Origin of the sequence: Methylobacterium planeticum (genome assembly GCF_008806345.1) — a bacterium.
In the GTDB taxonomy this organism is placed as follows: domain Bacteria; phylum Pseudomonadota; class Alphaproteobacteria; order Rhizobiales; family Beijerinckiaceae; genus Methylobacterium; species Methylobacterium planeticum.
In genome coordinates this window covers 284,368-306,233 of the sequence record NZ_VZZJ01000002.1, presented here as the reverse complement: position 1 = coordinate 306,233, position 21,866 = coordinate 284,368, and the positions used below count along the sequence as shown (strand labels likewise).

The 21,866-nt window shown below is 72.9% G+C and carries 25 protein-coding genes; 18 read left to right on the top strand and 7 right to left on the bottom strand.

Going from position 1 to position 21,866, the window contains the following annotated elements; translation table 11 throughout:
* Positions 1-169: 169 nt before the first annotated feature.
* The 9 genes from F6X51_RS03335 (at position 170) to F6X51_RS03295 (ending at position 7,921) form a co-directional block, all read left to right on the top strand.
* Entirely contained in the window at positions 170-553 is a 384-nt protein-coding gene (locus F6X51_RS03335; protein WP_150961776.1) for a ComEA family DNA-binding protein, read from the top strand.
* A 201-nt stretch (positions 554-754) separates the two neighbouring features.
* The gene (locus F6X51_RS03330; RefSeq protein WP_150961775.1) at positions 755-1,381 is read left to right on the top strand and encodes a ribonuclease D; all 627 of its coding nucleotides are present in this window, start codon (positions 755-757) and stop codon (positions 1,379-1,381) included.
* A gap of 224 nt (positions 1,382-1,605) precedes the next feature.
* Positions 1,606-2,352, top strand: a complete 747-nt coding sequence (locus tag F6X51_RS03325) for a lipopolysaccharide-assembly, LptC-related protein (RefSeq protein ID WP_150961875.1) — start codon at positions 1,606-1,608, stop codon at positions 2,350-2,352.
* The gene (locus F6X51_RS03320) at positions 2,349-3,164 is read left to right on the top strand and encodes an LptA/OstA family protein (protein WP_150961774.1); all 816 of its coding nucleotides are present in this window, start codon (positions 2,349-2,351) and stop codon (positions 3,162-3,164) included. The genes F6X51_RS03325 and F6X51_RS03320 overlap by 4 nt, the downstream gene beginning before the upstream one ends.
* Before the next feature lie 11 nt (positions 3,165-3,175).
* On the top strand, positions 3,176-4,078 hold the full coding sequence (gene lptB / locus F6X51_RS03315) for an LPS export ABC transporter ATP-binding protein (protein WP_246696589.1): 903 nt from the start codon (positions 3,176-3,178) through the stop codon (positions 4,076-4,078).
* A 326-nt stretch (positions 4,079-4,404) separates the two neighbouring features.
* A complete protein-coding gene (gene rpoN / locus F6X51_RS03310; protein ID WP_150961773.1) occupies positions 4,405-5,952 on the top strand; it encodes an RNA polymerase factor sigma-54 in 1,548 nt (515 codons plus the stop codon).
* Positions 5,953-6,330: 378 nt separating this feature from the next.
* Complete coding sequence (hpf, locus tag F6X51_RS03305) at positions 6,331-6,942, top strand: ribosome hibernation-promoting factor, HPF/YfiA family (protein ID WP_150961772.1); 612 nt, start codon at positions 6,331-6,333, stop codon at positions 6,940-6,942.
* Positions 6,943-7,094: 152 nt separating this feature from the next.
* A complete protein-coding gene (gene ptsN / locus F6X51_RS03300; RefSeq protein WP_150961771.1) occupies positions 7,095-7,562 on the top strand; it encodes a PTS IIA-like nitrogen regulatory protein PtsN in 468 nt (155 codons plus the stop codon).
* A complete protein-coding gene (locus F6X51_RS03295) occupies positions 7,559-7,921 on the top strand; it encodes a hypothetical protein (RefSeq protein WP_246696588.1) in 363 nt (120 codons plus the stop codon). Before ptsN ends, F6X51_RS03295 begins: the two co-directional genes overlap by 4 nt.
* Positions 7,922-7,930: 9 nt before the next feature.
* On the opposite strand, the gene F6X51_RS03290 is transcribed toward F6X51_RS03295, so the two are convergent.
* The 3 genes from F6X51_RS03290 to ftsE form a co-directional block, all read right to left on the bottom strand.
* Positions 7,931-8,557, bottom strand: coding sequence for a YdcF family protein (locus tag F6X51_RS03290; RefSeq protein ID WP_246696608.1), 627 nt, complete (start codon positions 8,555-8,557; stop codon positions 7,931-7,933).
* 523 nt (positions 8,558-9,080) lie between these two features.
* Positions 9,081-10,046: a cell division protein FtsX gene (locus tag F6X51_RS03285; protein ID WP_150961770.1), complete on the bottom strand. Its 966-nt coding sequence runs from the start codon at positions 10,044-10,046 to the stop codon at positions 9,081-9,083.
* A complete protein-coding gene (gene ftsE, locus F6X51_RS03280) occupies positions 10,046-10,744 on the bottom strand; it encodes a cell division ATP-binding protein FtsE (RefSeq protein WP_191969998.1) in 699 nt (232 codons plus the stop codon). Before ftsE ends, F6X51_RS03285 begins: the two co-directional genes overlap by 1 nt.
* A gap of 229 nt (positions 10,745-10,973) precedes the next feature.
* Here ftsE and F6X51_RS03275 point away from each other — a divergent pair, with 229 nt between their 5' ends.
* From F6X51_RS03275 to F6X51_RS03260, 4 genes are all read left to right on the top strand, one after another.
* Entirely contained in the window at positions 10,974-11,795 is an 822-nt protein-coding gene (locus F6X51_RS03275; protein WP_150961768.1) for a zinc-ribbon domain-containing protein, read from the top strand.
* A 113-nt stretch (positions 11,796-11,908) separates the two neighbouring features.
* Entirely contained in the window at positions 11,909-12,478 is a 570-nt protein-coding gene (gene hpt / locus F6X51_RS03270) for a hypoxanthine phosphoribosyltransferase (protein ID WP_150961767.1), read from the top strand.
* A 167-nt stretch (positions 12,479-12,645) separates the two neighbouring features.
* A complete protein-coding gene (locus F6X51_RS03265) occupies positions 12,646-13,011 on the top strand; it encodes a response regulator (RefSeq protein ID WP_150961766.1) in 366 nt (121 codons plus the stop codon).
* Positions 13,012-13,097: 86 nt separating this feature from the next.
* Positions 13,098-14,036 (top strand): phosphatase PAP2 family protein, encoded by a 939-nt coding sequence (locus F6X51_RS03260; RefSeq protein ID WP_246696587.1) that lies wholly within the window; start codon positions 13,098-13,100, stop codon positions 14,034-14,036.
* Between the two features lie 13 nt (positions 14,037-14,049).
* Here F6X51_RS03260 and aroB read toward each other — a convergent pair whose 3' ends face one another.
* A complete protein-coding gene (aroB, locus tag F6X51_RS03255; RefSeq protein WP_150961765.1) occupies positions 14,050-15,186 on the bottom strand; it encodes a 3-dehydroquinate synthase in 1,137 nt (378 codons plus the stop codon).
* 53 nt (positions 15,187-15,239) lie between these two features.
* Positions 15,240-15,842: a shikimate kinase gene (locus tag F6X51_RS03250; RefSeq protein ID WP_150961764.1), complete on the bottom strand. Its 603-nt coding sequence runs from the start codon at positions 15,840-15,842 to the stop codon at positions 15,240-15,242.
* 383 nt (positions 15,843-16,225) lie between these two features.
* Here F6X51_RS03250 and F6X51_RS28460 point away from each other — a divergent pair, with 383 nt between their 5' ends.
* The 3 genes from F6X51_RS28460 to F6X51_RS03240 all read left to right on the top strand — a co-directional run bounded on the left by F6X51_RS28460 (position 16,226) and on the right by F6X51_RS03240 (position 18,384).
* A complete protein-coding gene (locus F6X51_RS28460) occupies positions 16,226-16,378 on the top strand; it encodes a histidine kinase (protein ID WP_246696586.1) in 153 nt (50 codons plus the stop codon).
* Between the two features lie 53 nt (positions 16,379-16,431).
* Positions 16,432-17,364 (top strand): site-specific tyrosine recombinase XerD, encoded by a 933-nt coding sequence (locus F6X51_RS03245; protein WP_281407620.1) that lies wholly within the window; start codon positions 16,432-16,434, stop codon positions 17,362-17,364.
* A gap of 162 nt (positions 17,365-17,526) precedes the next feature.
* Positions 17,527-18,384: a methyltransferase domain-containing protein gene (locus F6X51_RS03240; RefSeq protein ID WP_150961762.1), complete on the top strand. Its 858-nt coding sequence runs from the start codon at positions 17,527-17,529 to the stop codon at positions 18,382-18,384.
* Here F6X51_RS03240 and F6X51_RS03235 read toward each other — a convergent pair.
* Positions 18,333-18,755, bottom strand: a complete 423-nt coding sequence (locus F6X51_RS03235; protein ID WP_150961761.1) for an organic hydroperoxide resistance protein — start codon at positions 18,753-18,755, stop codon at positions 18,333-18,335. The two genes, F6X51_RS03240 and F6X51_RS03235, sit on opposite strands and share 52 nt — an antisense overlap.
* Before the next feature lie 321 nt (positions 18,756-19,076).
* Here F6X51_RS03235 and F6X51_RS03230 point away from each other — a divergent pair, with 321 nt between their 5' ends.
* Entirely contained in the window at positions 19,077-19,616 is a 540-nt protein-coding gene (locus F6X51_RS03230) for a MarR family winged helix-turn-helix transcriptional regulator (RefSeq protein ID WP_150961760.1), read from the top strand.
* A gap of 104 nt (positions 19,617-19,720) precedes the next feature.
* Here F6X51_RS03230 and F6X51_RS03225 read toward each other — a convergent pair whose 3' ends face one another.
* Positions 19,721-20,077 (bottom strand): c-type cytochrome, encoded by a 357-nt coding sequence (locus F6X51_RS03225; RefSeq protein WP_150961759.1) that lies wholly within the window; start codon positions 20,075-20,077, stop codon positions 19,721-19,723.
* A gap of 318 nt (positions 20,078-20,395) precedes the next feature.
* Here F6X51_RS03225 and F6X51_RS03220 point away from each other — a divergent pair, with 318 nt between their 5' ends.
* A complete protein-coding gene (locus tag F6X51_RS03220) occupies positions 20,396-21,829 on the top strand; it encodes an FAD-linked oxidase C-terminal domain-containing protein (RefSeq protein WP_150961758.1) in 1,434 nt (477 codons plus the stop codon).
* The last annotated feature ends 37 nt before the right edge of the window (positions 21,830-21,866 follow it).

The window sequence follows — 21,866 nt, the reverse complement described above, 5'->3', positions numbered from 1 at the left end:
CCGGGGATGCAAGAGGCTTTCCCTGCGCAGGGGCCCGCACGCGCGAGGCGCCCGGCGCAATCCCCGGGGGCGGCGCCACGCCGCACCGTTAAGCCCGGGTTCAAGTCGCGCGCCCTAGATCGAGGGGGCCGAGGCCGCCACCGGCGGGAACGGCTCCGGGAGAACCGCCATGACGTCATCCCTCTTGCGCACCCTCGCCCTCCTGACCTGCCTCGCGGCGGCACCCGTCCTCGCTCAGAGCCCGAGCCCCGCGACGCCCGGCCCCGCGAGCCCGACGAAGCCGAGCGCCGGCGCGCCCGCGGCCCCGGCGGCGCCCGCCAAGCCCACCGCCCCCGTGGCCGGCCCGCCGAACGCCGCCAAGGGCGCCCTGGTCGACCTCAACAGCGCCAGCGCGGACGAACTCGACGCGCTCCCGGGCATCGGCGCCGCCCGCTCCGGCGCGATCATCAAGGGCCGCCCCTACAAGGGCAAGGACGAGCTCGTCTCCAAGAAGATCATCCCGCAGAACGTCTATGACGGGATCAAGGACAAGGTCATCGCCAAGCAGAAGTAAGGTCTCGGACCGGGACGTTGTGGCGGCGGCGCGGGGCTTCGCGCCGCCGCCGCGGGACTTCGCGCCGCCGCAGCAAGCCCGGGGGACGGCGCGGGCGTTCGCCGAAGGCCCCGGGCTTGCTGCGGGCCGGCCCGGATGCTAGGCGCGAAAAATCCGCTTGCGTCTCAGGCACCTGCCCCAACACTCGCCCGAATCGACCCGATGCCCGCTCAGCCCGCCATCCGCCTCCACCGCGGCGACCTGCCCGCCGATTACGAGGCCGGCCCGGCCATCGCCATCGACACCGAGACCCTCGGGCTCAACCCGCACCGGGACCGGCTCTGCGTCGTGCAGATCTCCCGCGGCGACGGCAGCGCCGACGTGGTGCAGATCCGGCCGGAGGGGCCGGCCCCCGAGACCCTCGGGCGGGTGCTCGCGGATCCGGGCGTGCTCAAGATCTTCCACTTCGCCCGCTTCGATCTCGCGGTGCTGTTCCGGGCCCTCGGGGTGATGCCGGCGCCGGTCTACTGCACCAAGGTCGCCTCGAAGCTCGCCCGCACCTACACCGACCGCCACGGGCTCAAGGACGTGGTCCGCGAACTCGTGGGCGTCGACCTGTCGAAGCAGCAGCAATCCTCCGACTGGGGCGCCGAGACCCTGAGCCAGGCCCAGCTCGACTACGCGGCCTCCGACGTGCTGCACCTGCACGCGGCCCGCGCCCGCCTCGACGCGATGCTGGCGCGCGAGGGCCGCACCGACCTGGCGCAGAGCTGCTTCGACTTCCTGCCGACCCGCGCCCGCCTCGACCTCGCCGGCTGGCCCGAGGTCGACATCTTCGCGCATACCTGACGCCTTCGCGGCCGGTATCCGCCCGTCGAATCGGTGTGGCGCCGCACATCGCCTCGGCGGAAAACCGGTCGTCGGCAATCCTCGACGCTGCGCCGCGGTTGAACATTCCGAAACGCTCAGGCCATAACTTCGCCACCGGGCAAGCGCATCCGGCAGCCGCCGGCGGTCGGGGACCGTGAACCGGCGGCGCGGCGAGGAACGCGCCGGTGCCTCTCAGGAATGTCATGCAGGTGGTCGACGCCGTCGAGACGAGGGGCCCCGCAGGCGGCGCGAATCCGCGCCGGACGCGGGCGCATGCCCGGGCGCGCTCCCACAGCGCGCAGGTGAAGACCCTGCGCCGCCTGATCCCGGTGGCGGCGGGCGCCGCCGTGCTGCTCCTCGGCGCCGCGACCCTGTTCAACCCCTTCGGAACCCTGGCGCCGAGCGTGGCCATCGGCCCGGTCAGCCTGTCGGGCACGAAGGTCCGGATGGAGAACCCGCGGCTCTCGGGCTTCCGCAAGAACGACCGCGGCTACGAGGTGACGGCGGCGGCCGCCCTCCAGGACGTGCGCAAGCCGAGCCTGATCGAGCTCGAGGCCATGCGCGGCCACATCGCCACCGACGACAAGGGCGGCATCGCCCGGATCGAGGCGGCGACGGGGCTGTTCGACACCAGCCGCGAATCACTGACCCTCGAGCGCGACATCCGCCTCTGGACCGACAAGGGCGAGGAGGCGCGGCTGAAATCCGCCGCGGTCGACTTCAAGGCCGGCACCGTGACGTCCCGCGAGGCCGTGACCGTGACGGTGCCGAGCGGCGCGGTCGTGGCCGACAGCCTCGACGTCGTCGACAACGGCAAGGTGATCTCCTTCATCGGCAACGTCCGCACGGTGTTCAACGGCGGCGACGCCAAGGCCGACAAGGCCGAGGGCGCCGACAGGGCCGCCCGCATCGTGACCTCGGCCGCCGAACCCGCGGATGGGCAGCCATGACGCGATCCCGCCTGAAGCGTCTCGCCGGGTCCGGCCTCGCGCTCTGCCTGCTCGCCGGCCCCGTCGGCCTGCCCGCGGCCGGGCCGGCCCTGGCGCAGAAGACCGGCGGAGCCTCCCCCGCCCCCGCCGCGGCGCCGGCCAAGAAGGAGGCCTCGCCGCTCGGCGCCCTCGGGGGCGGCGGCAAGGAGCCGATCAAGATCGACGCCGACCGCCTCGACGTGTTCGACCGCGAGAACAAGGCGGTCTTCGTCGGCAACGTCGTGGCCGTCCAGGGCGACAGCACCATCCGCTGCTCGACCATGACGGTGCACTACAAGCGCGGCAAGGACGCGAAGGACGCGAAGAAGGGCGACGCGCCCGCCGCCGACGAGGCCGAGAAACCCGCCGAGAAGGCAGCGATGGGCGAGAACGGCATCCAGAAGGTCGAGTGCGCCGGCCCCGTGACGGTGGTGCAGAAGGACCAGGTCGCCACCGGCGACAACGCCGTCTTCGACCAGGCCGCCAAGCGCATCGTGCTCACCGGCAACGTCGTGCTGAGCCAGTGCCAGAACGTCACCCGCGGCTCGCGCCTCGTCTACGACATGGGCACGGGGCGGGCGAACATGGACCCGGTGGCGGGCGGGCGCGTCTCGGCCCTGTTCGTGCCGGGCGAGAAGGCCGACGCCAAGGGCGGCTCCAAGGGCTGCGCCACCCCGGGCATCGCCAAGGCGGCGCCCAAACCCGGCGGTGACAAGCCCGGTGGAGACAAGCCGGCCGAGGACAAGCCCGCCGCCGAGATCCCCGCCGGGAAGCCCCGGGCCCAGGCAAATTGAGCACCGGCCCGGTGAGCACCGCCGCCCTGCCGCTCCGGGCGGCCCCCGCGCCGCGCCAGCCCGCCCGCGCCCAGGCCGCCGGCGCCGCCCGCGGCCCCTCGCTCCTCGGCCGGCTCTTCGGCCGGTCCCGGAGCGCGGGGGCGGCGCCGCGCGAGGCGGCGGCGCCGGAGGGCTTCGACGCCGAGGGCGGCCCCGGCATCCTCTCGGTGCGCGGCCTGCGCAAGAGCTACGGCGCCCGCACGGTCGTGCACGAGGCCGGCCTCACCGTGCATAACGGCGAGGCGGTGGGGCTGCTCGGGCCGAACGGCGCCGGCAAGACCACGATCTTCTACATGATCACCGGGCTGGTCGCGGCCGACCAGGGCCACATCACCCTCGACGGCCTGCCGATCACGCACCTGCCCATGTACCAGCGGGCCCGGCTCGGCATCGGCTACCTGCCGCAGGAGGCCTCGATCTTCCGCGGCCTCAGCGTCGAGGACAACATCCGGGCGGTGCTGGAGGTGGTCGAGCCCGACCGGCGAGAGCGCGAGCGCAAGCTCGACGCGCTCCTCGAGGAGTTCAACATCACCCGCCTGCGCAAGGCCCCCTCGATCGCCCTCTCGGGGGGCGAGCGGCGGCGCTGCGAGATCGCTCGGGCGCTCGCCTCCTCGCCGAGCTTCATGCTCCTCGACGAGCCCTTCGCGGGCATCGACCCGATCGCGGTCGGCGACATCCAGGACCTCGTGAAGCACCTCAAGGGCCGGGGCATCGGCGTGCTCATCACCGACCACAACGTCCGCGAGACGCTGGGGCTGATCGACCGCGCCTACATCGCCCATTCGGGCCGCATCCTGACCGAGGGCACGCCCGAGCAGATCGTGGCGAACCCCGACGCGCGCCGGCTCTATCTCGGCGAGGATTTCCGCCTGTAGGGCCCCCGGCCCTCCGCGAACCCATCCTGACCCTTTGGCGAACGCCCGGCCGGCGGCCTTCAGCAAACCTTAGCATCGCGGCGCCAGGATAGCGGCGACCGGGGATCGCGGCGTTCCGGGGGCTCGCGGTGGTCCCGCGGGCCGGCGCATCCCGGCCCTGTGCTGTTCCCGCCACGGGCGGGCCGCATGGGTGGCGCGACGCGATCGCGCTTTGACGCGGCATCGCAATGGGGCTAGAGCTAGAAACAAGAGAGGAAGCAAGAAATGTGCCGCCGCCGGTTTTCGGCTGGCCCGGCCGTCATCTCTCGGAGAATCGGGGCACCGCCATGAGTTTGCTGCAACGGCTCGAGATGCGCCAGGGTCAGGCCCTGGTGATGACGCCGCAGCTCCTGCAGGCGATCAAACTCCTCCAGCTCTCCCAGCTCGACCTCGCGGCCTACGTGGATGCCGAACTCGAGCGCAACCCGCTCCTCGAGCGCGTCGAGGGCGAGGGCGGCGAGGCGCGCGAGGCGGCCGATGCCGCCCCCGACGTCCCGGAGGCCGGCTTCGACGGCGAGGGCGAGGGCGGCGAGGCCGAGGCCTGGCTCCCCACCGAGATGAGCCAGAGCCAGATCGAGGGGGATTTCGACACCCGCCTCGACAACGTCTTCCCGGACGACACCCCGAGCCCGGCCCGCGAGGCCGCCTCCGGCGACATGCTCTCCCTGACGCCCGCGCCCTACGGCAGCACCGGGGGCAGCTTCGACGCCGAGGCGCCCGATTTCGACGCGACGCTGACGGCCGAGATCTCCCTGCGCGAGCATCTCTCGGCGCAGCTCGACCTCGCCACCCGCGATCCCCGGGACCGCCTCATCGGCGGCTTCCTGATCGATGCGGTGGACGAGGCGGGCTACATGCGCGAGCCGATCGACGCGGTGGCCGAGCGCCTCGGCACCGGCCTCGACGACGTCGCCCGGGTGCTGAAGCTGATCCAGACCTTCGACCCGGCCGGCGTCGCCGCCCGGGACCTCGCCGAGTGCCTGAGCCTGCAGCTGCGCGAGCGCGACCGCTTCGATCCGGCGATGCAGGCCCTGGTCTCCCGCCTCGACCTCGTGGCCAAGCGCGACTTCGCGGGGCTGCGCCGCCTCTGCGGCGTCGACGACGAGGACCTCGTCGAGATGCTGGGCGAGCTGCGCCGCCTCGACCCGAAGCCCGGCCGCGCCTTCGGCGCCTCCGCGGTCGAGGTCCTGATCCCCGACGTCTTCGTGCGCATGGGGCCCGACGGCGCCTGGCTCGTCGAGCTGAACGCCGAGACCCTGCCCCGGGTCCTCGTCAACCAGAGCTACTACGCCCGGGTCTCCCGGGGCGCGGCGGCGGAGGGCGACAAGGCCTTCCTGTCCGAGTGCCTGCAGACCGCGAACTGGCTCACCCGCAGCCTGGAGCAGCGGGCCCGCACCATCCTGAAGGTCGCCACCGAGATCGTGCGCCAGCAGGACGGGTTCTTCGTGCACGGGGTGGCGCACCTGCGCCCCCTCAACCTGAAGACGGTGGCGGAGGCCATCGGCATGCACGAATCCACGGTCTCGCGGGTGACCTCGAACAAGTCGATCGGCACCAGCCGCGGCACCCTGGAGATGAAGTACTTCTTCACCGCCGCGATCCCCGGCGCGGCCGGCACGGCCTCGCATTCCTCCGAGGCCGTGCGCCACCGCATCAAGCAGCTCGTCGACGGCGAGGCGCCGAGCGACGTGCTCTCGGACGACGCCCTGGTGCAGCGCCTGCGCGACGAGGGCATCGACATCGCCCGGCGCACGGTCGCGAAGTACCGCGAATCCCTGCGCATCCCCTCCTCGATCGAGCGGCGCCGGGACCATTTCGCCCATGCGGGACGCTGAGCCCAGCCACCCGCAGCCGTTCCGCCACCCGCATCGTCATCCCGGGGCCGCGTGCGCGGAGCGCCTCACCCGTCCGGGCGTGGTCGAATCCACGCGAGCGGAAGGGTGAGGGGTGCGCGTTGTCCGGAGAGGTCGCATCCCTCACCCCAGCCCTCTCCCGCACGGGAGAGGGGGCGCGTCGCGGTGCCCGCGCACTGATCTGCGCTCGCCACTGGCTCTTCGGAACGACGCGGTGGCGCGGACGGCGGCGCACCCGGCCTCTCCCGCCCGGGAGAGGGGGCGCGGCGGGCTGGCCGCTTGCCGCGGGCGGCGGCGCGTTGACTTCTGCGGGCGCCGCTCCTTACTCTGACGGGCGAGATCCAACAAAGCGGAGGAATCATGGGGGCATTGCGCGTCACAGGCCATGGCCTGGACCTCGGCGAATCCCTGCGGGGACGGGTCGAAGAGCGGATGGCCGCCACCCTCTCGAAATACCTCGACAGCCATATGAACGGGACCTGCTCGGGGCACGTGACCCTGCGGCGGGACGGGACCTCTTACCGGACCGACTGCATCCTGCACCTCGTCTCGGGCCTGACCATCGAGGCCTCCTCGGCCGCCCACGATGCCCGCGCGAGCTTCGAGCAGACCGCGGACCGGCTCGAGAAGCGCCTGCGCCGCTACAAGCACAAGCTCAAGGACCACGGCGCGGCCGAGCATAACGGCGCCACCGTCGAGGCGGCCTACGCGGTGTTCGCCGCCCCCGTGCACGACGACGTCGAGGAGGACATCGCCGATCCGGTCGAGGAGGAGGCCGCCCACCCGCCCGTGGTGGCCGAGAGCACCCGGACCCTGAAGCGCCACTCGGTCAGCGAGGCGGTCACCGCCCTCGACCTGACGGGGGCCCCGGTCATCGTGTTCGTTCACGCTGGCACCGGCCGCATCAACGTCGTATACCGGCGCAGCGACGGGGCGATCGGCTGGGTCGACCCGCCGGACGCCGCGTCCTGAACGCGACGCAAGGCGCGGGCCCGGGCCCTGTCCCGGAACCCGCTCCGACCTCGGCCATTGACCATTGGGGTCATGCGGGCCCAAGGCCCGCGGCGCCATTCTCACTGCGCGGGGTCCCGATTCGGGCCCTGCCGACGGGGCAGCGGTCCTCCATGTCAGTGCTGGAATTCCTCGATCCGAATTCCGTGGTGCCGTCGTTGCGTGCCCGCGCCAAGAAGCAGGTTCTCCAGGAGCTGAGCGCCCAGGCGGTGCGTCAGCTCCCGGCCCTCGACGAGCGCGAAGTCTTCGAGACCCTGCTCCAGCGCGAGCGCCTCGGCTCCACCGGGATCGGCGACGGCGTCGCCATCCCGCACGGCAAGCTGCCCGGCCTCGACCGCCTGTTCGGCCTCGTCGCCCGCCTGGAGCGCCCGGTCGATTTCGAGTCCCTGGACGGCCAGCCCGTCGACATCGCCTTCCTGCTCCTCGCGCCCGAGGGGGCGGGGGCCGACCACCTCAAGGCCCTGGCCCAGGTCGCCCGCATCCTGCGCGAACCCGGCATCCTGGAGCGCATCCGCGCCGCCCGCGACGCCAGCGCCCTCTACGCGCTCCTGACCCGCACCTCGGCCTCCCAGGCGGCATGAGCCGGCCCGGAACGAGGCGGGCCGCGCCCGCGGCCCTGGCTGCGGGACTGTGCCTCGCGGCTGCGGCTCTCGCGGGCCCGCCCGCCCGGGCCCAGCCCGGGGGCGACACGGCCTGCGCCCGCGACGTCCTGGTGGCCCAGTCGATGCAGCGCCAGGCGATCGACCAGCTCGAGCAGGCCGACGGGGATGACGCCCGCAATTGCCGGGTCTGGCGCCGCCACGTCGATACCATGCGGCGGGTCGCGAGCGTCTACGGCCGCTGCCTCTCCGGCACGGAGCGCATCGAGCGGCTGTCGCAGGTGCAGGGCTCCGAGAAGGAATTCGCCGGGCTGCTGAAGACCCGCTGCCGCGGGCTCTGAGGGCGCGCCTCAGTTCATCCGGCGCATCAGGGGCTCGGCCACCATCTTCACGGGCTTGCCGCGGCCGATCAGGATCGCCGCGCGGGAGCGCTCCGGGTCGGTCTCGAAGCGGGTCCGGACCCAGGCGGCCAGGAACTTCACGTACTCGGCGGCGAGCAGCCGCGCCGCGCCGGGATGCTGCCACCAGCGGCCGGCGTCGAAGCCCTCGGCGATGACGGGGTGGGGCACGATCCGGTCGCCGCCCGTCAGCGCGTGGTCGAGCTCGATCAGGGTGCGGGGCATGTGGTAGTTCGAGGTCACCACCGCGACGGTGCTGAAGCGGTTCTCGCGCATCCAGCGCCGGGTCTCGATGGCGTTGCCGATGGTGTTGCGCGCCCGGTAGTCGAGGTCGACGCAGCAATCGATCCAGTGGCGCTGGGTCGGGTTGAGTCGGGTGATCTCGTCGCGGCTGGTGCGCTCGTTGACCCCGGTGATCAGGAGGCGCCGGCCGTAGCCGCCGGCCAGCAGGTCGATCGCGTCGCCGATGCGCTGCGCGCCGCCCGTGAGGGCCACGATTCCGTCGGCGCGGGCGGCGGGCGTCCGCTCGATCCGGTCCAGGCAGGCCACGAAGGCGAGGAACCCGGCCCCGAGGGCGATGCCGCCGAGGCCCGCGAAGCCGAGGCAGGCGGTGGCGACCGTGCCGGGGCGGCGCGGCGGGGGCGCGGCGGGGAGGGCCGGGTCGGGGGTCGCCTGCGCGGCCCGCTCCGGCGCCCTGCCCTCGGGGGCCGCCTGCGCGGGCTCGGCCCGCAGGGTCCGGCTCGGCCGCGGCACGCGCGTCCAAGCGCCCTTCAGGACGTCCTGCCGGGCGTCCTGCCGGGCGTCCTGCCAGGTCCAGCCGAAGGCGTCCGCCGGGCTCAGATCGGGTACGCGTGGCATCCGCGACGTCATTCTCCGAGAGGATAGCACCGATTGCGGCACCCGAGAGGCGGCCCCGACAGGGCCCGCCCCAGAGGCAAGCATTCCGTCCCGGAAAAGTTCACAAAGGGTTAACGAGCCGTACCAAGCGGCGCCAAATGCCCGGCCCGTCATGGAAATCCCCGCGCGCCCGGCCGCCGGCCGCCCGTCTTGCGAGACGTCTCGCCGCGCAGACAACGGTGGGGTGCATCCCCCGCGCCCCGCCTCAGGCCAGGAAGCGCCGGACCGTCAGGCGCGAGACGATGCCGGTGACCAGGGAGGCGATGACCCCGATGAGGAGAACGCTGGCATAGCCCCGCCAGCCGATATGGAAGGCGCCGAACAGGGCCTCGATCTCCTCGCCGGCCGGGCCGGAGCGCCAGGCCCGGGCGAGCAGCCCCGCGAGCCCGAAGGCCGCGAGCGCCAGGCCCGCCCCGATCACGCCGCCGCGCAGGCCGAGGCCGAAGAAGCGGCGCTGGAAGGCGCGCGCGATGAAGTCGTCGTCGGCGCCCACGAAGTGGAGCACCTCCACCACCTCCTTGTTCCCCGCCATCGCGCCGCGGGTCGCGAAGGCCACCGCGAGCCCCGTGGCGATCAGCACCAGGGTGACGATGCCGACGCCCACGCCCACGAAGGTGTTGGCCATGGTGGAGAGGCGCTGCAGCCAGAGGGCGTGGTCGTCGAGGCTCGCGACGCCCGGCATGGCGGCGGTCAGGGCCCCGCGCAGGCGCTTGAGGTCGGGCACGGGGCTGTCGGCGAGCTTCAGGGTGACGAGGCGGGGCACCGGCAGGTCCGAGAGGTCGAGGCCCGAGCCGAGCCAGGGCTCGAGCAGGCGCTCGGCCTCGGCCTTCGAGAACACCCGCGTCGCCGCGATGCCGGGCTCCGCCTTGGCGATGGCCTCGGCCCTGGCGATGTCGGCGTCGAGGTCGCGGCCCGGGCTCGGCCGCACCTGGATCGTCGCCTCCTGGGTCACGGCGCCCTGCCACTGTCCGGCGCTGGAGGCCACGATCTCGGCGGCTCCCGCGCAGAGGGCGGCCAGGAAGGTCAGGATGGCGATGACGGCCGCCAGCGACCGGCTCGCGGCGGAATCCGTCGGCACCAGGGGGGCGTTGCGCCGCAGGGTCGGGGGCAGGGCCGCCTGGAGGGCGACGGGCGCGGCGGGGGGCGTCTGGGGGGTCGCTGTCTCGGCCATCATCCCTCGATCTGCAGGCGCCCGTGCCCCAGGACCATACGGCGCGCGTCGACGAGGTCCATCAGCCCGTAATCGTGGGTCGCGATGATCACGGAGGTGCCGAGCTTGTTCAGCTCCACGAAGAGCCGCAGCAGCCGCCGCCCGAGGCCGGGATCGACGTTGCCGGTGGGCTCGTCGGCAAGCAGCAGTTCGGGCCGGGCGATCAGCGCCCGGGCGATGGCGGCGCGCTGCTTCTCGCCGCCCGAGAGGAGCGGCGGCAGCACGTGCATGCGCTCGCCGAGGCCGACCCAGCGCAGCAGTTCCACCACCTCGGCCCGGTAGCTCGCCTCGGCCCGGCCCTGGACGCGCAAGGGGAGCGCCACGTTCTCGTAGGTGGTGAGGTGGTCGAGCAGGCGGAAATCCTGGAACACCACGCCCATGCGGCGGCGCAAAGACGTGAGCGCCTCGCTGGAGATGCCGCTGACCTCCTCGCCGAAGACCGAGACGAGGCCCCGCGTCGGCCGCACCGAGAGCAGGATCAGGCGCAGCAGCGTGGTCTTGCCGGCCCCCGAGGGCCCGGTCAGGAACTGGAACGAGCGCGGCTGGATCCGGAAGCTGACATCGGACAGCACCTCCGGCCCGAGGCCGTAGCGCATGCCGACATTCTCGAACTGCACCACCGGCTCCTCAGCGCCGGACAGAAGGCTGCCTGTCTTCACCCGTTCGCCCAAGGTGCCCCCGAGTCCCGTGTTGCCGGGGCCCTCAGCCCCGCCGACGACCGGGGATGAGCCCCCGGCACGGCGTTTTCAAGCCCGGCCGCCCCGTCCCGGCGTCGCGCCGGGCCCGCGGCGGCGCGGCTTCACCGGGGATTAACCCTGACCCGCGACAACCGTTTGAGTGTTTTTTCAGCGAGCGGCAACCGCCGATCGCTGAGGGGAGCGTCCCGCCGTGCTGATCGTCTGCCCCGCCTGCGCCAGCCAGTACCGGATCGAGGCGGATCGCGTCGGGATGGAGGGGCGCTCCGTGCGCTGCGCCGCCTGCCGCGAGACCTGGTTCATCACCCCGGCGGACGTCCTGGCGGGCCGCGCCGAGGAGCTCGACATCGAGCGCTTCGGGGCGGACGCCGTCGCGGAGGCCGAGGCGCGCGCCGCGGCCGGAGCCGTCGTCGAGAACGTGCCGCCCCGCCCGGACGCCGGGGCCGGGGCGAGGACCGGGGCGAGGGCCGGCGCCAAGCCCCGCGTCCGGACGGGGACGGCGGGGGGCTGGGCCCGCAAGGGCCGGCTCGGCCTCGCCGGGATCTCCCCGGTGGCGGCCGCCGCCCTCGTGCTGCTGGCGGGCATCCCCCTCGGGCTCCTCGCCCGCAGCACCGTGGTGCGGGCGATGCCTCAGACCGCGGGGCTCTATGCCCGCATCGGCCTGCCGGTGAACCTGCGGGGGCTGGAGATGCGCGACGTCGTGGCCTTCATGAACCCCGCAGACGCCGGGCGCCCGGTCGAGCTCGTGATCGAGGGGGACGTCGTCGGCCTCGCCAGGGACGGGGTCCTGGTGACGGCGATCGAGGTCGAGGTGCGCGACGCCCTCGACCACCCCTTGCGCGTCCTGACGGCGCCGGCCCCGCGCCCGTTCCTGGCGCAAGGGGAGAGCGCCCGCTTCCGGGCGAGCTTCGCCGACGCGCCGGCCCAGGGACGGGCGATCGCCCTGCGATTCGCCCCCGTCCAGGCGGCCGCCGCGGCCGCCGCGCCCGAGCGGGCGCCCGCCGCGCCGCACTGAGCCGGCAGCCCCTGCTTGGCCGCTTCGCACCCCGGAGCGCCGGTGGGGGAAGGCCGGTTTTTTTGCGCGCGGGGGCGTGGGCAGAGGCCCGCCACATGCTCTAAGACAGAGCCATGACCAGCCCCTCCCGACGCGTCCGCGTCCTGTTCGACGAAACCGCCATCGCCCGGCGCAACGAGGAACTCGCCGAGGCGATCGTCGCCACGAAACCCGAGAACCTCCTCGTCGTGGCGGTGCTCAAGGGCAGCTTCATGTTCGCGGCCGACCTGCTGCGGGCCCTGCACCGGTCCGGCCTCTCGCCGCAGGTGGAGTTCGTCCACCTCTCGAGCTACCGCACCGGCACGGTGTCGTCCGGGCAGGTCGAGATCCTGCGCGACGTGGAGAGCGAGGTGCGCGGGCGCGACGTCCTCCTGATCGACGACATCCTGGAATCCGGCCGCACCATCGTGTTCGCCAAGGACCTGCTGATGGCGCGCGGCGCCAGGCGGGTGATGACGGCGGTGCTCCTCGAGAAGCCCGGCAAACGCGCGGTGACGATCGACGCCGATTTCGTCGGCTTCACCTGCCCGGACGTGTTCGTGGTCGGCTACGGAATGGACGTCGCCCACGCCTACCGGCAGTTGCCCTTCGTCGGTCTGGTCGACTACGACAGCAGCGAGCCGGACCTGTTCGGCGGCACCTGAGCCACGAAATCCTTTGGTTGACAGACGGTTCCTCCGGTCGCGACATTTGCGCGCATACGGCCGTGGCCGGAACCGTTGCGCCCGGCCGTACCTTGACAGGGCGAGCTTCGACTTACTCTGATTCGAGCGGCGCTTGTCGGCGCAACCAATGGGGAAGACGGGACGACATGGCGCGCATCCTGCTCGTCGATGACGAGGAGACGGTCCGGGGCTTCCTCAAGCGCGGCCTCGAGATCGACGGCCATGCCGTGATCACGGCCATCGACGGCAGCGATGGGCTCGACCGCCTGAACGAGGCCGACGGCGCCTTCGACCTGATGCTCACCGACATCCGGATGCCGCTGATGGACGGCATCGCGCTGGCGCTCGCGGCCAAGCGCGACTTCCCGAACCTGACGATCCTGCTGATGACGGGCTTCGCCGACCAGCGCGAGCGCGCCCGCGGCCTCGACGCCATCGTGACGGACGTGCTGACGAAGCCGTTCTCCCTCGCCGACCTCCGCTCCACCGTGAACCGGGCGCTCGCCGCCTGAGGCCTCACCCCGCGCCGCGACCGCATTAACGCGGCGTTCGCGCCTGCGCGCTAATCCGGGTCCGAGGGACCCGGAGGGTCAGGCGAGTGAGTGACGGGACGCGCGGCACGGCCGGGATCTGGCACCTGATCGGGGCGGTCGCCGCGGTGACGGCGGTTTGGATGGCCGGCATCGGGCTGTCCCTCGATTGGGCGAGCGCCCTCATGCCCGGCCTCGCCTGCCTCGCCCTCGCGGCCGGCGCCGCCTTCTACCGGAGCGTCCGCCCGGACGAGCGCCTCGCCGCGGCGATGACCGCCACCGCCCAGCTCGTCGCTTTCACGGCGGTCGCAGGGCCTTTGTCCTACGCCGTCGCGGGCAGCGGTGGGCCGCTCTGGGACGCGACGTTCCTCTCATGGGATCGCGCCCTGGGGCTCGATTGGCGCGCTTATCTCGCCTTCGTGGACGCGCACCCGCGGCTCGGATTCGTCTTCACCCTCGCTTACCAGAGCCTCCTGCCCCAGATGCTCCTGGCCGTGACCGTGCTGGGCTTCTCCGGACGCTTCACCGCCTGCCGCGAATTCGTGATGGCGTTGATCCTCGCGGCCCTGGCCTCGATCGCCGTCTCGGGCATCACCCCGGCCATGGCGATGTTCGTGCAGCTCGGCCTGGATCCGCAGGCCGATTTCCCGAACCTCGATCCCGCGGCGGCCTTCGTCCATGTGGCCGATCTGAAGAGCCTGCGCGCGGGCACCTTCCGGGTGGTCTCGCTGCGCCACCTCGAGGGCATCATCACCTTCCCGAGTTTCCACGCCGCCCTCGGGGTGATCTTCGCCCGCGCCTTCTGGGCCTCGCGCTGGACGCGCTGGCCCGGGCTGGCCCTCAACGGTGTCTTGATCGCCGCCACGCCGATCGACGGCGGCCACTACTTCGTCGACCTGATCGCGGGCGCAGCGATCGCGGCCCTGGCGATCGCCGCCGCCCGCCGCCTCTGCGGCGGCGTGCCGAGCGTCGCTCCCGTTCCGGTCCCGGCCGGGGTCGCGCCCTGAGGCGGGGCCGGCCTCACCCCAGCCGCAGCTCGTCCTGCAGGAAGTCCCGCACCGCGGCGCGATCGATCCCGGGCGCGATGAAGCTCCGGCCGATGCCGCGGGCCAGGATGAAGGTGAGGGCGCCGTCGCGCACCTTCTTGTCCTGCGCCATGGCGTCCAGGAGGGCGTCGGCGTCGCCGCTGCCCCCCGGCACCTGCCCGAGCGTCGTCGGCAGCCCCGCGAGGGCGAGGTGGTTGGCGACCCGGCCCGCGTCCTGGCCCGGGCAGAGGCCGAGCCGGGCCGAGAAGCGGAAGGCCAGCGCCAGCCCGATCGCCACCCCCTCCCCGTGGACGAGGCGGGCGGACTCGTAGCCCGTCAGGCGCTCGAGGGCGTGGCCGAAGGTGTGGCCGAGGTTGAGCAGGGCGCGTTCCCCGTCCTCGCGCTCGTCACGCACCACCACGCCGGCCTTGGCGCGGCAGCAGATCGCCACCGCCTCGTCGCGCTCCGGGCCGCCCCGGAAGATGCCGCGCCAGTTCGCCTCGCACCAGTCGAAGAAGCCCGCATCGCCGATGAGGCCGTACTTCGCGACCTCGGCGTAGCCCGCCCGCATCTCGCGCTCCGACAGGGTGTCGAGGGCGGCGGTGTCGGCGAGGACGAGGCGCGGCTGGTGGAAGGCGCCGATCAGGTTCTTGCCGAGGGGCGCGTTGATGCCGGTCTTGCCGCCGACCGAGGAATCGACCTGGGCGAGGAGCGTCGTGGGCGCCTGGACGAAGCGCACGCCGCGCCGCAGCGTCGCGGCGGCGAAGCCCGCGAGGTCGCCGACCACGCCGCCCCCGAGCGCGACCACGAGGTCCCCCCGCTCGACCCGGTGGGCGAGGAGCCCGTCGCAGACCGCCGCGTAGGTGGCGTAGGATTTCGAGGCCTCCCCGGGCGCCACCGCGACGATGCCCGAGCGCAGCCCGGCCGCCTCCAGGCTCTCCCGCAGGGTCTCGCCGTAGAGGGCCGCCACGGTCTCGTCGGTGACGATCGCGGCGGCGCGGGCCTCGAGGGCGGCGACCCGCGCGCCCGCGCCGGCCAGCAGGCCGCGGCCGATCAGGATGTCGTAGGCGCGGCCCCCGTCGAGGGGCACGTGCACGGTCAGGGGTGCCTGCACGGTCAGGGGTTCGGTCACGGATCGGGGCCTCGTCTATTGGGCGGCGATGCACTTATTGGGCGGCGATGCACTTATTGGGCGGCGATGCCCTGCCGCGCGGGGCCGTTGAGATGGCTGTCCAGCGCCTCCATCACGTCCTGCACCACCCGGTCGTGCGAGACGTCGCGGGAGAGCACCATCACGTCGGCGCCGCCGTAGACGGGGTGGCGCGCCTCCATGAGCTGGCGCATCGTCTCCTCCGGGTTCTCGGTCTGGAGGAGCGGGCGGTTGCCGCGCTTGCGCACGCGCCGCATCAGCACGTCGAGGTCGGCCTTGAGCCAGACCGAGAGGCCGCCCTCGCTGATGCGGGCGCGGGTGGAATCGCGCATGAAGGCGCCGCCGCCCGTGGCGAGCACCATCGGCCCCTCGCGGATCAGGCGCGAGATCACCCGCTCCTCGCCCTCGCGGAAGCTCGGCTCGCCGTAGATCGCGAAGATGTCGGGGATCGTCAGGCCGGCCGCCGCCTCGATCTCGTTGTCGGCGTCCTTGAAGATCATGCCGAGCCGGTTCGCGAGCCGGCGCCCGACGGTGCTCTTGCCCGCCCCCATCAGGCCGACGAGCACGATCGACCGCGGCCCGAGGGCCCGGCGCAAGCGCGCTTCGATCGTTTCGCCTGCTGGCTCAGGCTCGGTCATGACGGCAGTCTACGCATGAACAACGGTTCGGACGACAGGTTCGAGCCCAGGTTCGAGCCACCGCGGCGCATCCGGTCGTGCCGGGCGGGCCGGGGCAGCGCGCCGGGGTGTCATCGGGTGGCTCTTAGCGCGTTTTGGCGCCCGTGCGAAACAGCGGAAACCGCCGCCCGAGCGCACCCGGTCGGGGGTGCGCCGCCGCCGGCCACCGGGCCCTCCGGCGCGAGGCGGCCCGCTGCGGTGCAGGAAGCCGGGCGGCCTGTGTCTTCCCGGATCTTGCCATCGCCTGCCTCGCATGGTGGAACCGCCTGGACCCCGCAGCGCAACACGTTGCCCGCCGCATCCGGGGCCGCCCGCCACACCCGCCCGATCGAGGTTCGCCCGACGTGCCGACCCTGTTCCGTTTCCTCGCCACGATCGCGATCCTGGCCGGCCTCGTCTTCGCCGGCATGTTCGCCCTGGCGACCTTCGTCGAGCCGACCCCGCGCGAGATGAGCGTGACCATCCCGGCCGCGAAGCTCCAGCCGGGCAATCGGTGACGCGGGCGGGCCCGGCGCGGACGTCGCCGCGGACGGGCGCGCCCGTCCCCGAGATCGCCGCCTATCTCGACATGCTGGCGGCCGAGCGGGGCGCGGCGCGCAACACCCTCGAGGCCTACCGGCGCGACCTCGAGGATTATTTCGGGTATCTGGCCGAGGAGGGCCTCGATCCGGCCGAGGTCGAGGCGGGGGCGCTGCGCGCCTACATCGCCGGGCTCGAGACGCGGGGGCTCAAGAGCGCCTCGGCGGCGCGGCGGCTCTCCTGCATCCGCGGCTTCCACAAGTTCCTCTACGCCGAGGGGATGGCCGAGACCGACCCGAGCGCGCCGCTCGCCGGCCCGCGCCGGGGCCGGAGCCTGCCCAAGATCCTGTCGGTGCAGGAGGTCGACCGGCTGCTCGCCGTCGCCCGCGAGCAGGTGACGGCCGGGCGGGGGGAGGAGGCGCGCGCGCTCGCCGCCCGCGCCCGCCGGATGCTCTGCCTGATCGAGCTCCTCTACGCCACGGGCCTGCGCGTCTCGGAGCTGATCGCGCTGCCGCGGGCGGCGGGCGCGACCCGGGAGCGCTTCCTCGTGGTGCGCGGCAAGGGCGGGCGCGAGCGCCTCGTGCCCCTCACCGAGATGGCGCGCGCCGCCATGCGCGAGCACCTGGCGGCCTCCCCCTCCGACAGCCCCTGGCTGTTCCCCGCCGACAGCGCGAGCGGCCACCTCACCCGGCAGGCCTTCGCCCGCGACCTCAAGGCCGCGGCGGCGGCGTCCGGCCTCCGGCCGGACCGGGTCAGCCCCCACGTGCTGCGCCACGCCTTCGCCAGCCACCTGCTGCAGAACGGCGCCGACCTGCGCATCGTGCAGGAGCTGCTCGGCCACGCCGACATCTCGACGACCCAGATCTACACCCACGTCCTCGACGAGCGCCTGAAGAACATGGTGCGCGACCTGCACCCGCTGATGGACGAGGAACCCGCGGATATCGGACCCGCGAGCGCGTGAGGGACGGGGTGCTGCCGGCATCGCGCCCGGCAGAATTTGTTTCCAGACGAAAGCATCTCTTCTGCCGGCTCTGCTTCCCCTTCTCGCGGCAGGTCCAGGAGCCACCGGGCCGGAGAAGCCCGCGCTTGAGCCCCGGACGCCGCCGAGCTAAGGCCCTGGGGCATGCCCACCGCGACGGCTGCCGCCCCATCCCGGACAACGCCCTGGAAGCAGGCGGTCGCGCGCGCCTTCGACGGCGCCGAGGCCTACGACCGGGCGGCCGGGATCCAGCGGCCGGTCGCCGAGGGCCTGGCCCGGCGGATCGCGGCCCTGCCGCTGCCCGCGCGCCCGCGCATCCTCGAAGTGGGCTGCGGCACGGGATTCCTCACCGCCGCCCTGCGCGCCCGCCTCCCGGCCGGCCCGATGCTCGTCACCGACATCGCCCCCGGCATGCTCGCCCGCTGCCGCGCGCGGATGGGCGCGGCGGGGGATCCCGGCGGCCTCGATTTCCTGGCGATGGACGGCGAGCGGCCCTGCCTCGAAGCCCGGCCGGGCTTCGACCTGATCGCCTCGAGCCTCGCGGCGCAGTGGTTCGAGGACCTGCCCGGCGCCCTCGCGGGCCTGAGCCGGCTGCTGGCCCCGGGCGGTTGGCTCGCGCTCGCCACCCTGGCGGAGGGCACCTTCGCCGAGTGGGCGGCGGCGCAGCGGGCGCACGGGCTCGTTCCCGCCGCCCTCCCCTACCCGCCCGAGGCGCGCCTGGCGGGGCTGCGGCTCCCGGGCTGCACGATCTCGGTCTCGGTCGAGCCCGTGCGGGAGGCCCATCCCGACGGGCACGCCTTCCTGGCGGCGCTGCGGGCGATCGGCGCCGGCACCGCCGGGCGTGCTCCGCTCCCGGCCGGCACCCTGCGCCGGGTGCTCAGGACCTTCGAGGCCGGCGGCGCCCGCGTCACCTACGCGGTCGCCACCTGCCTGGTTCAGCGCGCGGCCGATCAGGCCGCCGAGATGTCGACCCGGATGTTGCCGCGGGTGGCGTGCGAGTAGGGGCAGACCACGTCGGCGCGCTTGACGATGTCCTGCGCGGTCGCGTGGTCGATGCCCGGCAGCGTCGCCTTCAGGGTGACGGTGAGGCCGAAGCCGGTGCTGTCCTCGCGCTTGCCGATGCCGACCGTCGACTCGACCTTGGCGTCGTCGGTGATCTTCACCTTGTCCTGCGCGGCCACGAACTTGATCGCGCCGAGGAAGCAGGCGGCGTAGCCGGCCGCGAAGAGCTGCTCGGGATTGGTGCCGGCGCCGCCCCCGCCGCCGAGCTCCTTCGGGGTCGAGAGGGTGAGGCCGAGCTTGCCGTCGTCGGTCGCGGCCGCGCCTTCGCGTCCACCGGTGGCATGGGCGTGGGCGGTGTAGAGAGCCTGCATGATCGTCTCCGGGTATGGGGTTTCGGTTGTGGGAGCGCTCAATCGACGGTTGCGTCCCGCGCGCTGGGCGGACAGTGTCGGAGAGCGCCGACCGGTCTCGCGTGCCCGTGTGCCTGCTACGAGGGGGCCGCGATATCGATTGCGCGCAATCGATATCGCCTTATCGCACCATACCCGGTTGGGCGCAATCGGAATGCGCGCCGAGTCTTCGCGTGTTGCGGGTTTTCGCGTCTTGATTGTGCGATGCGCTGAGTGTGGCTAGGATATTGCTTCAATTCATGAACCGCGGCGCGCACGGCGTGCCAGAGTGGGGTGGTGTGCATGTCGACCCGTCGTGAACCGAACGGGCAGCCATCGGCGAGGCCGGAGGTGGTTCCGGCCCGCGCCGTCGATGCGCTCGATCCGCAGCGCCTCGACAACCAGCTGTGCTTCGCCGTCTACGCGGCCGCCCACGCCTTCGGTCGCGCCTACCGCACCCTGCTGGCCGAGCACGACCTCACCTATCCGCAATACCTCGTGCTCCTCGTCCTGTGGGAGGAGGAAGGGCTGACGGTGAAGGAGATCGGCACCCGCCTGTTCCTGGATTCCGGCACGCTGACGCCGCTCCTGAAGCGGCTCGAGGGCTCGGGCCATGTCCGCCGCGCCCGCGACCGGGCCGACGAGCGGCAGGTGAGCATCTTCCTGACCCCGAAGGGCCGCGAGCTGCAGGGGCGGATGGCCTGCATCCCCGACCAGGCCGGGGGCATGACGGGCCTCGAACTCGGCCATCGCCGCGAGCTCCTCGACCACCTCGTCAACTTGCGCTCGGGGCTGCACGACGGCGCCGCGAACGGGCTCGAGCGGGCGGCCGAGCAGGCCTGAGCCGCAGCCGGACACGCGAACGGGCCGCCCCCCGGCTGGGAGACGGCCCGTCCTGCCCGGGTGCCGGGCAATCCTGCGATCGCCCGGCGCCAGCCGGGATGCCCTTACGACTGGGTCTTGAGGTAGGCGATCACGTCCTCGAGCTTCTTGTCGTCCTTGAGGCCCGGATAGACCATCTTGTTCCCCGCGACCTTGGCCTTCGGGTCCTTGAGCCACTCCTTCAGGTTCGCCTCGTCCCAGGTCAGGCCCGAGCCCTTGAGGGCGGCGGAATAGTTGTAGCCCTCGTGCGTGCCCGCCTTGCGGCCGACGACGCCCTTCAGATCCGGCCCGACGCCGTTCTTGCCGAAGGCATGGCAGGCCTTGCAGGGCGCGAAGGCCTTCTCGCCGCCGGCCGCGTCCTGGGCCTGGGCCGAGACGGGCAGCAGCAGCGCGAGGGCCGCGCCGAGGATGAAGTGACGCATGAGATTTCCTCCATTGGGCGGTGTGAGCCGCCTTGGCTTATAGCCGAGCTTCACGTTTAGAACAGATCGAGACTGGCAACGCCAGCTCCGCATTTAGGGCTCCCGCGACGAAAGGAAGCCGCAAGGCCACGATTCTGTTCCGGGTGCGCGGAACGCGGCTTTGCGGTAAAGATGCGAAGCCGGGAGCGCCGGGCTTCGAACGGCATCCTGCCCGGGCGAAGCTGAGCGGACGGTGAAGGCGGCACCGTCCCGGGCCCGGAACCCGTGCAGCGCCGCCGACGAACAACCCGGGCCGCAGCCGTCCGTTGGGAGAACGCCATGTCGATCGCCTTCCCGGTTCCGGATCCCGAGATCGTCGCCCGGCGCGAGCCGATCATCGCGGGCCTGCGCCCCCTCGTCGCCGCCGAGGCGCTGATCACCAGCGAGGACGAGCGCCGCGCCTTCGAGACGGACGGGCTCACCGCCTACCGCCGGATGCCGCTCGCCGTCGTCCTGCCCTCGACCACCGAGGAGGTCTCGGCCGTGATGGCCTATTGCCACCGCAACGGCGTGCGGGTGGTGCCGCGGGGCGCCGGCACCTCGCTCGCCGGGGGCGCCATCGCGCAGGAGGATGCGGTCATCCTCGGCGTCGGCAAGATGACCCGCGTCCTCGACCTCGACTTCGCCAACCGCACCGCGCGGGTGCAATCGGGCATCACCAACCTCGCCATCTCGGGCGCGGTCAGCCACGAGGGCTTCTTCTACGCCCCCGACCCGTCGAGCCAGCTCGCCTGCACCATCGCGGGCAACATCGCGATGAACTCGGGCGGGGCGCATTGCCTGAAATACGGCGTGACCACCAACAACCTGCTGGGCGTCACCCTGGTGATGAACGACGGCACCGTGGTGGAGATCGGCGGCGACCACCTCGACAGCGGCGGCTACGACCTGCTCGGCCTCGTCTGCGGCTCCGAGGGCCAGCTCGGCATCGTCACGGAGGCGACCGTGCGCATCCTGCGCGCCGCCGAGGGGGCGCGGCCGGCCCTCGTCGGCTTCTCCTCGGTGGAGGATGCGGGCGCCTGCACCGCCGCCATCATCGCGGCCGGCATCATCCCGGTGGCGATCGAGTACATGGACCGCGAGGCGATCCTGATCACCGAGGATTTCGCGCAGGCCGGCTACCCGCGCGACGCCGAGGCGATGCTGATCATCGAGGTCGAGGGCTCGGACGCCGAGATCGACGACATGCTCGGCCGCATCGCGGCGATCGCGGAGGGCTTCCGGCCGACGAGCCTCAAGGTCTCGCGCTCGGAGGCCGAGAGCGCCGCGATCTGGAAGGGCCGCAAGTCGGCCTTCGGAGCGACGGGCCGGATCTCGGACTACATCTGCATGGACGGCACCATCCCGACGGGCCAGCTCGCCCACGTGCTGGAGCGGATCGGGGCGATCTGCGCCGGCCACGGCCTGCGCGTCGCCAACGTCTTCCACGCCGGCGACGGCAACCTGCATCCGCTGATCCTGTTCGACATCAACAAGCCGGGCGAGATGGAGAAGGCGGAGGCCGCCGGCGACGAGATCCTGAAGCTCTGCGTCGAGGTCGGCGGCTGCCTCACGGGGGAGCACGGCGTCGGCATCGAGAAGCGCGAGCTGATGCGCTTCCAGTACACCCAGGCCGATCTCGAGCAGCAGATGCGGGTCAAGAACGTGTTCGACCCGGCCTGGCTGATGAACCCCGCCAAGGTCTTCCCCCTCGAGGGCCGCGTCGCCGCCTGATCCCGGCCCCGCGCGCGGGGCCTCTCCCCCCCGGGCC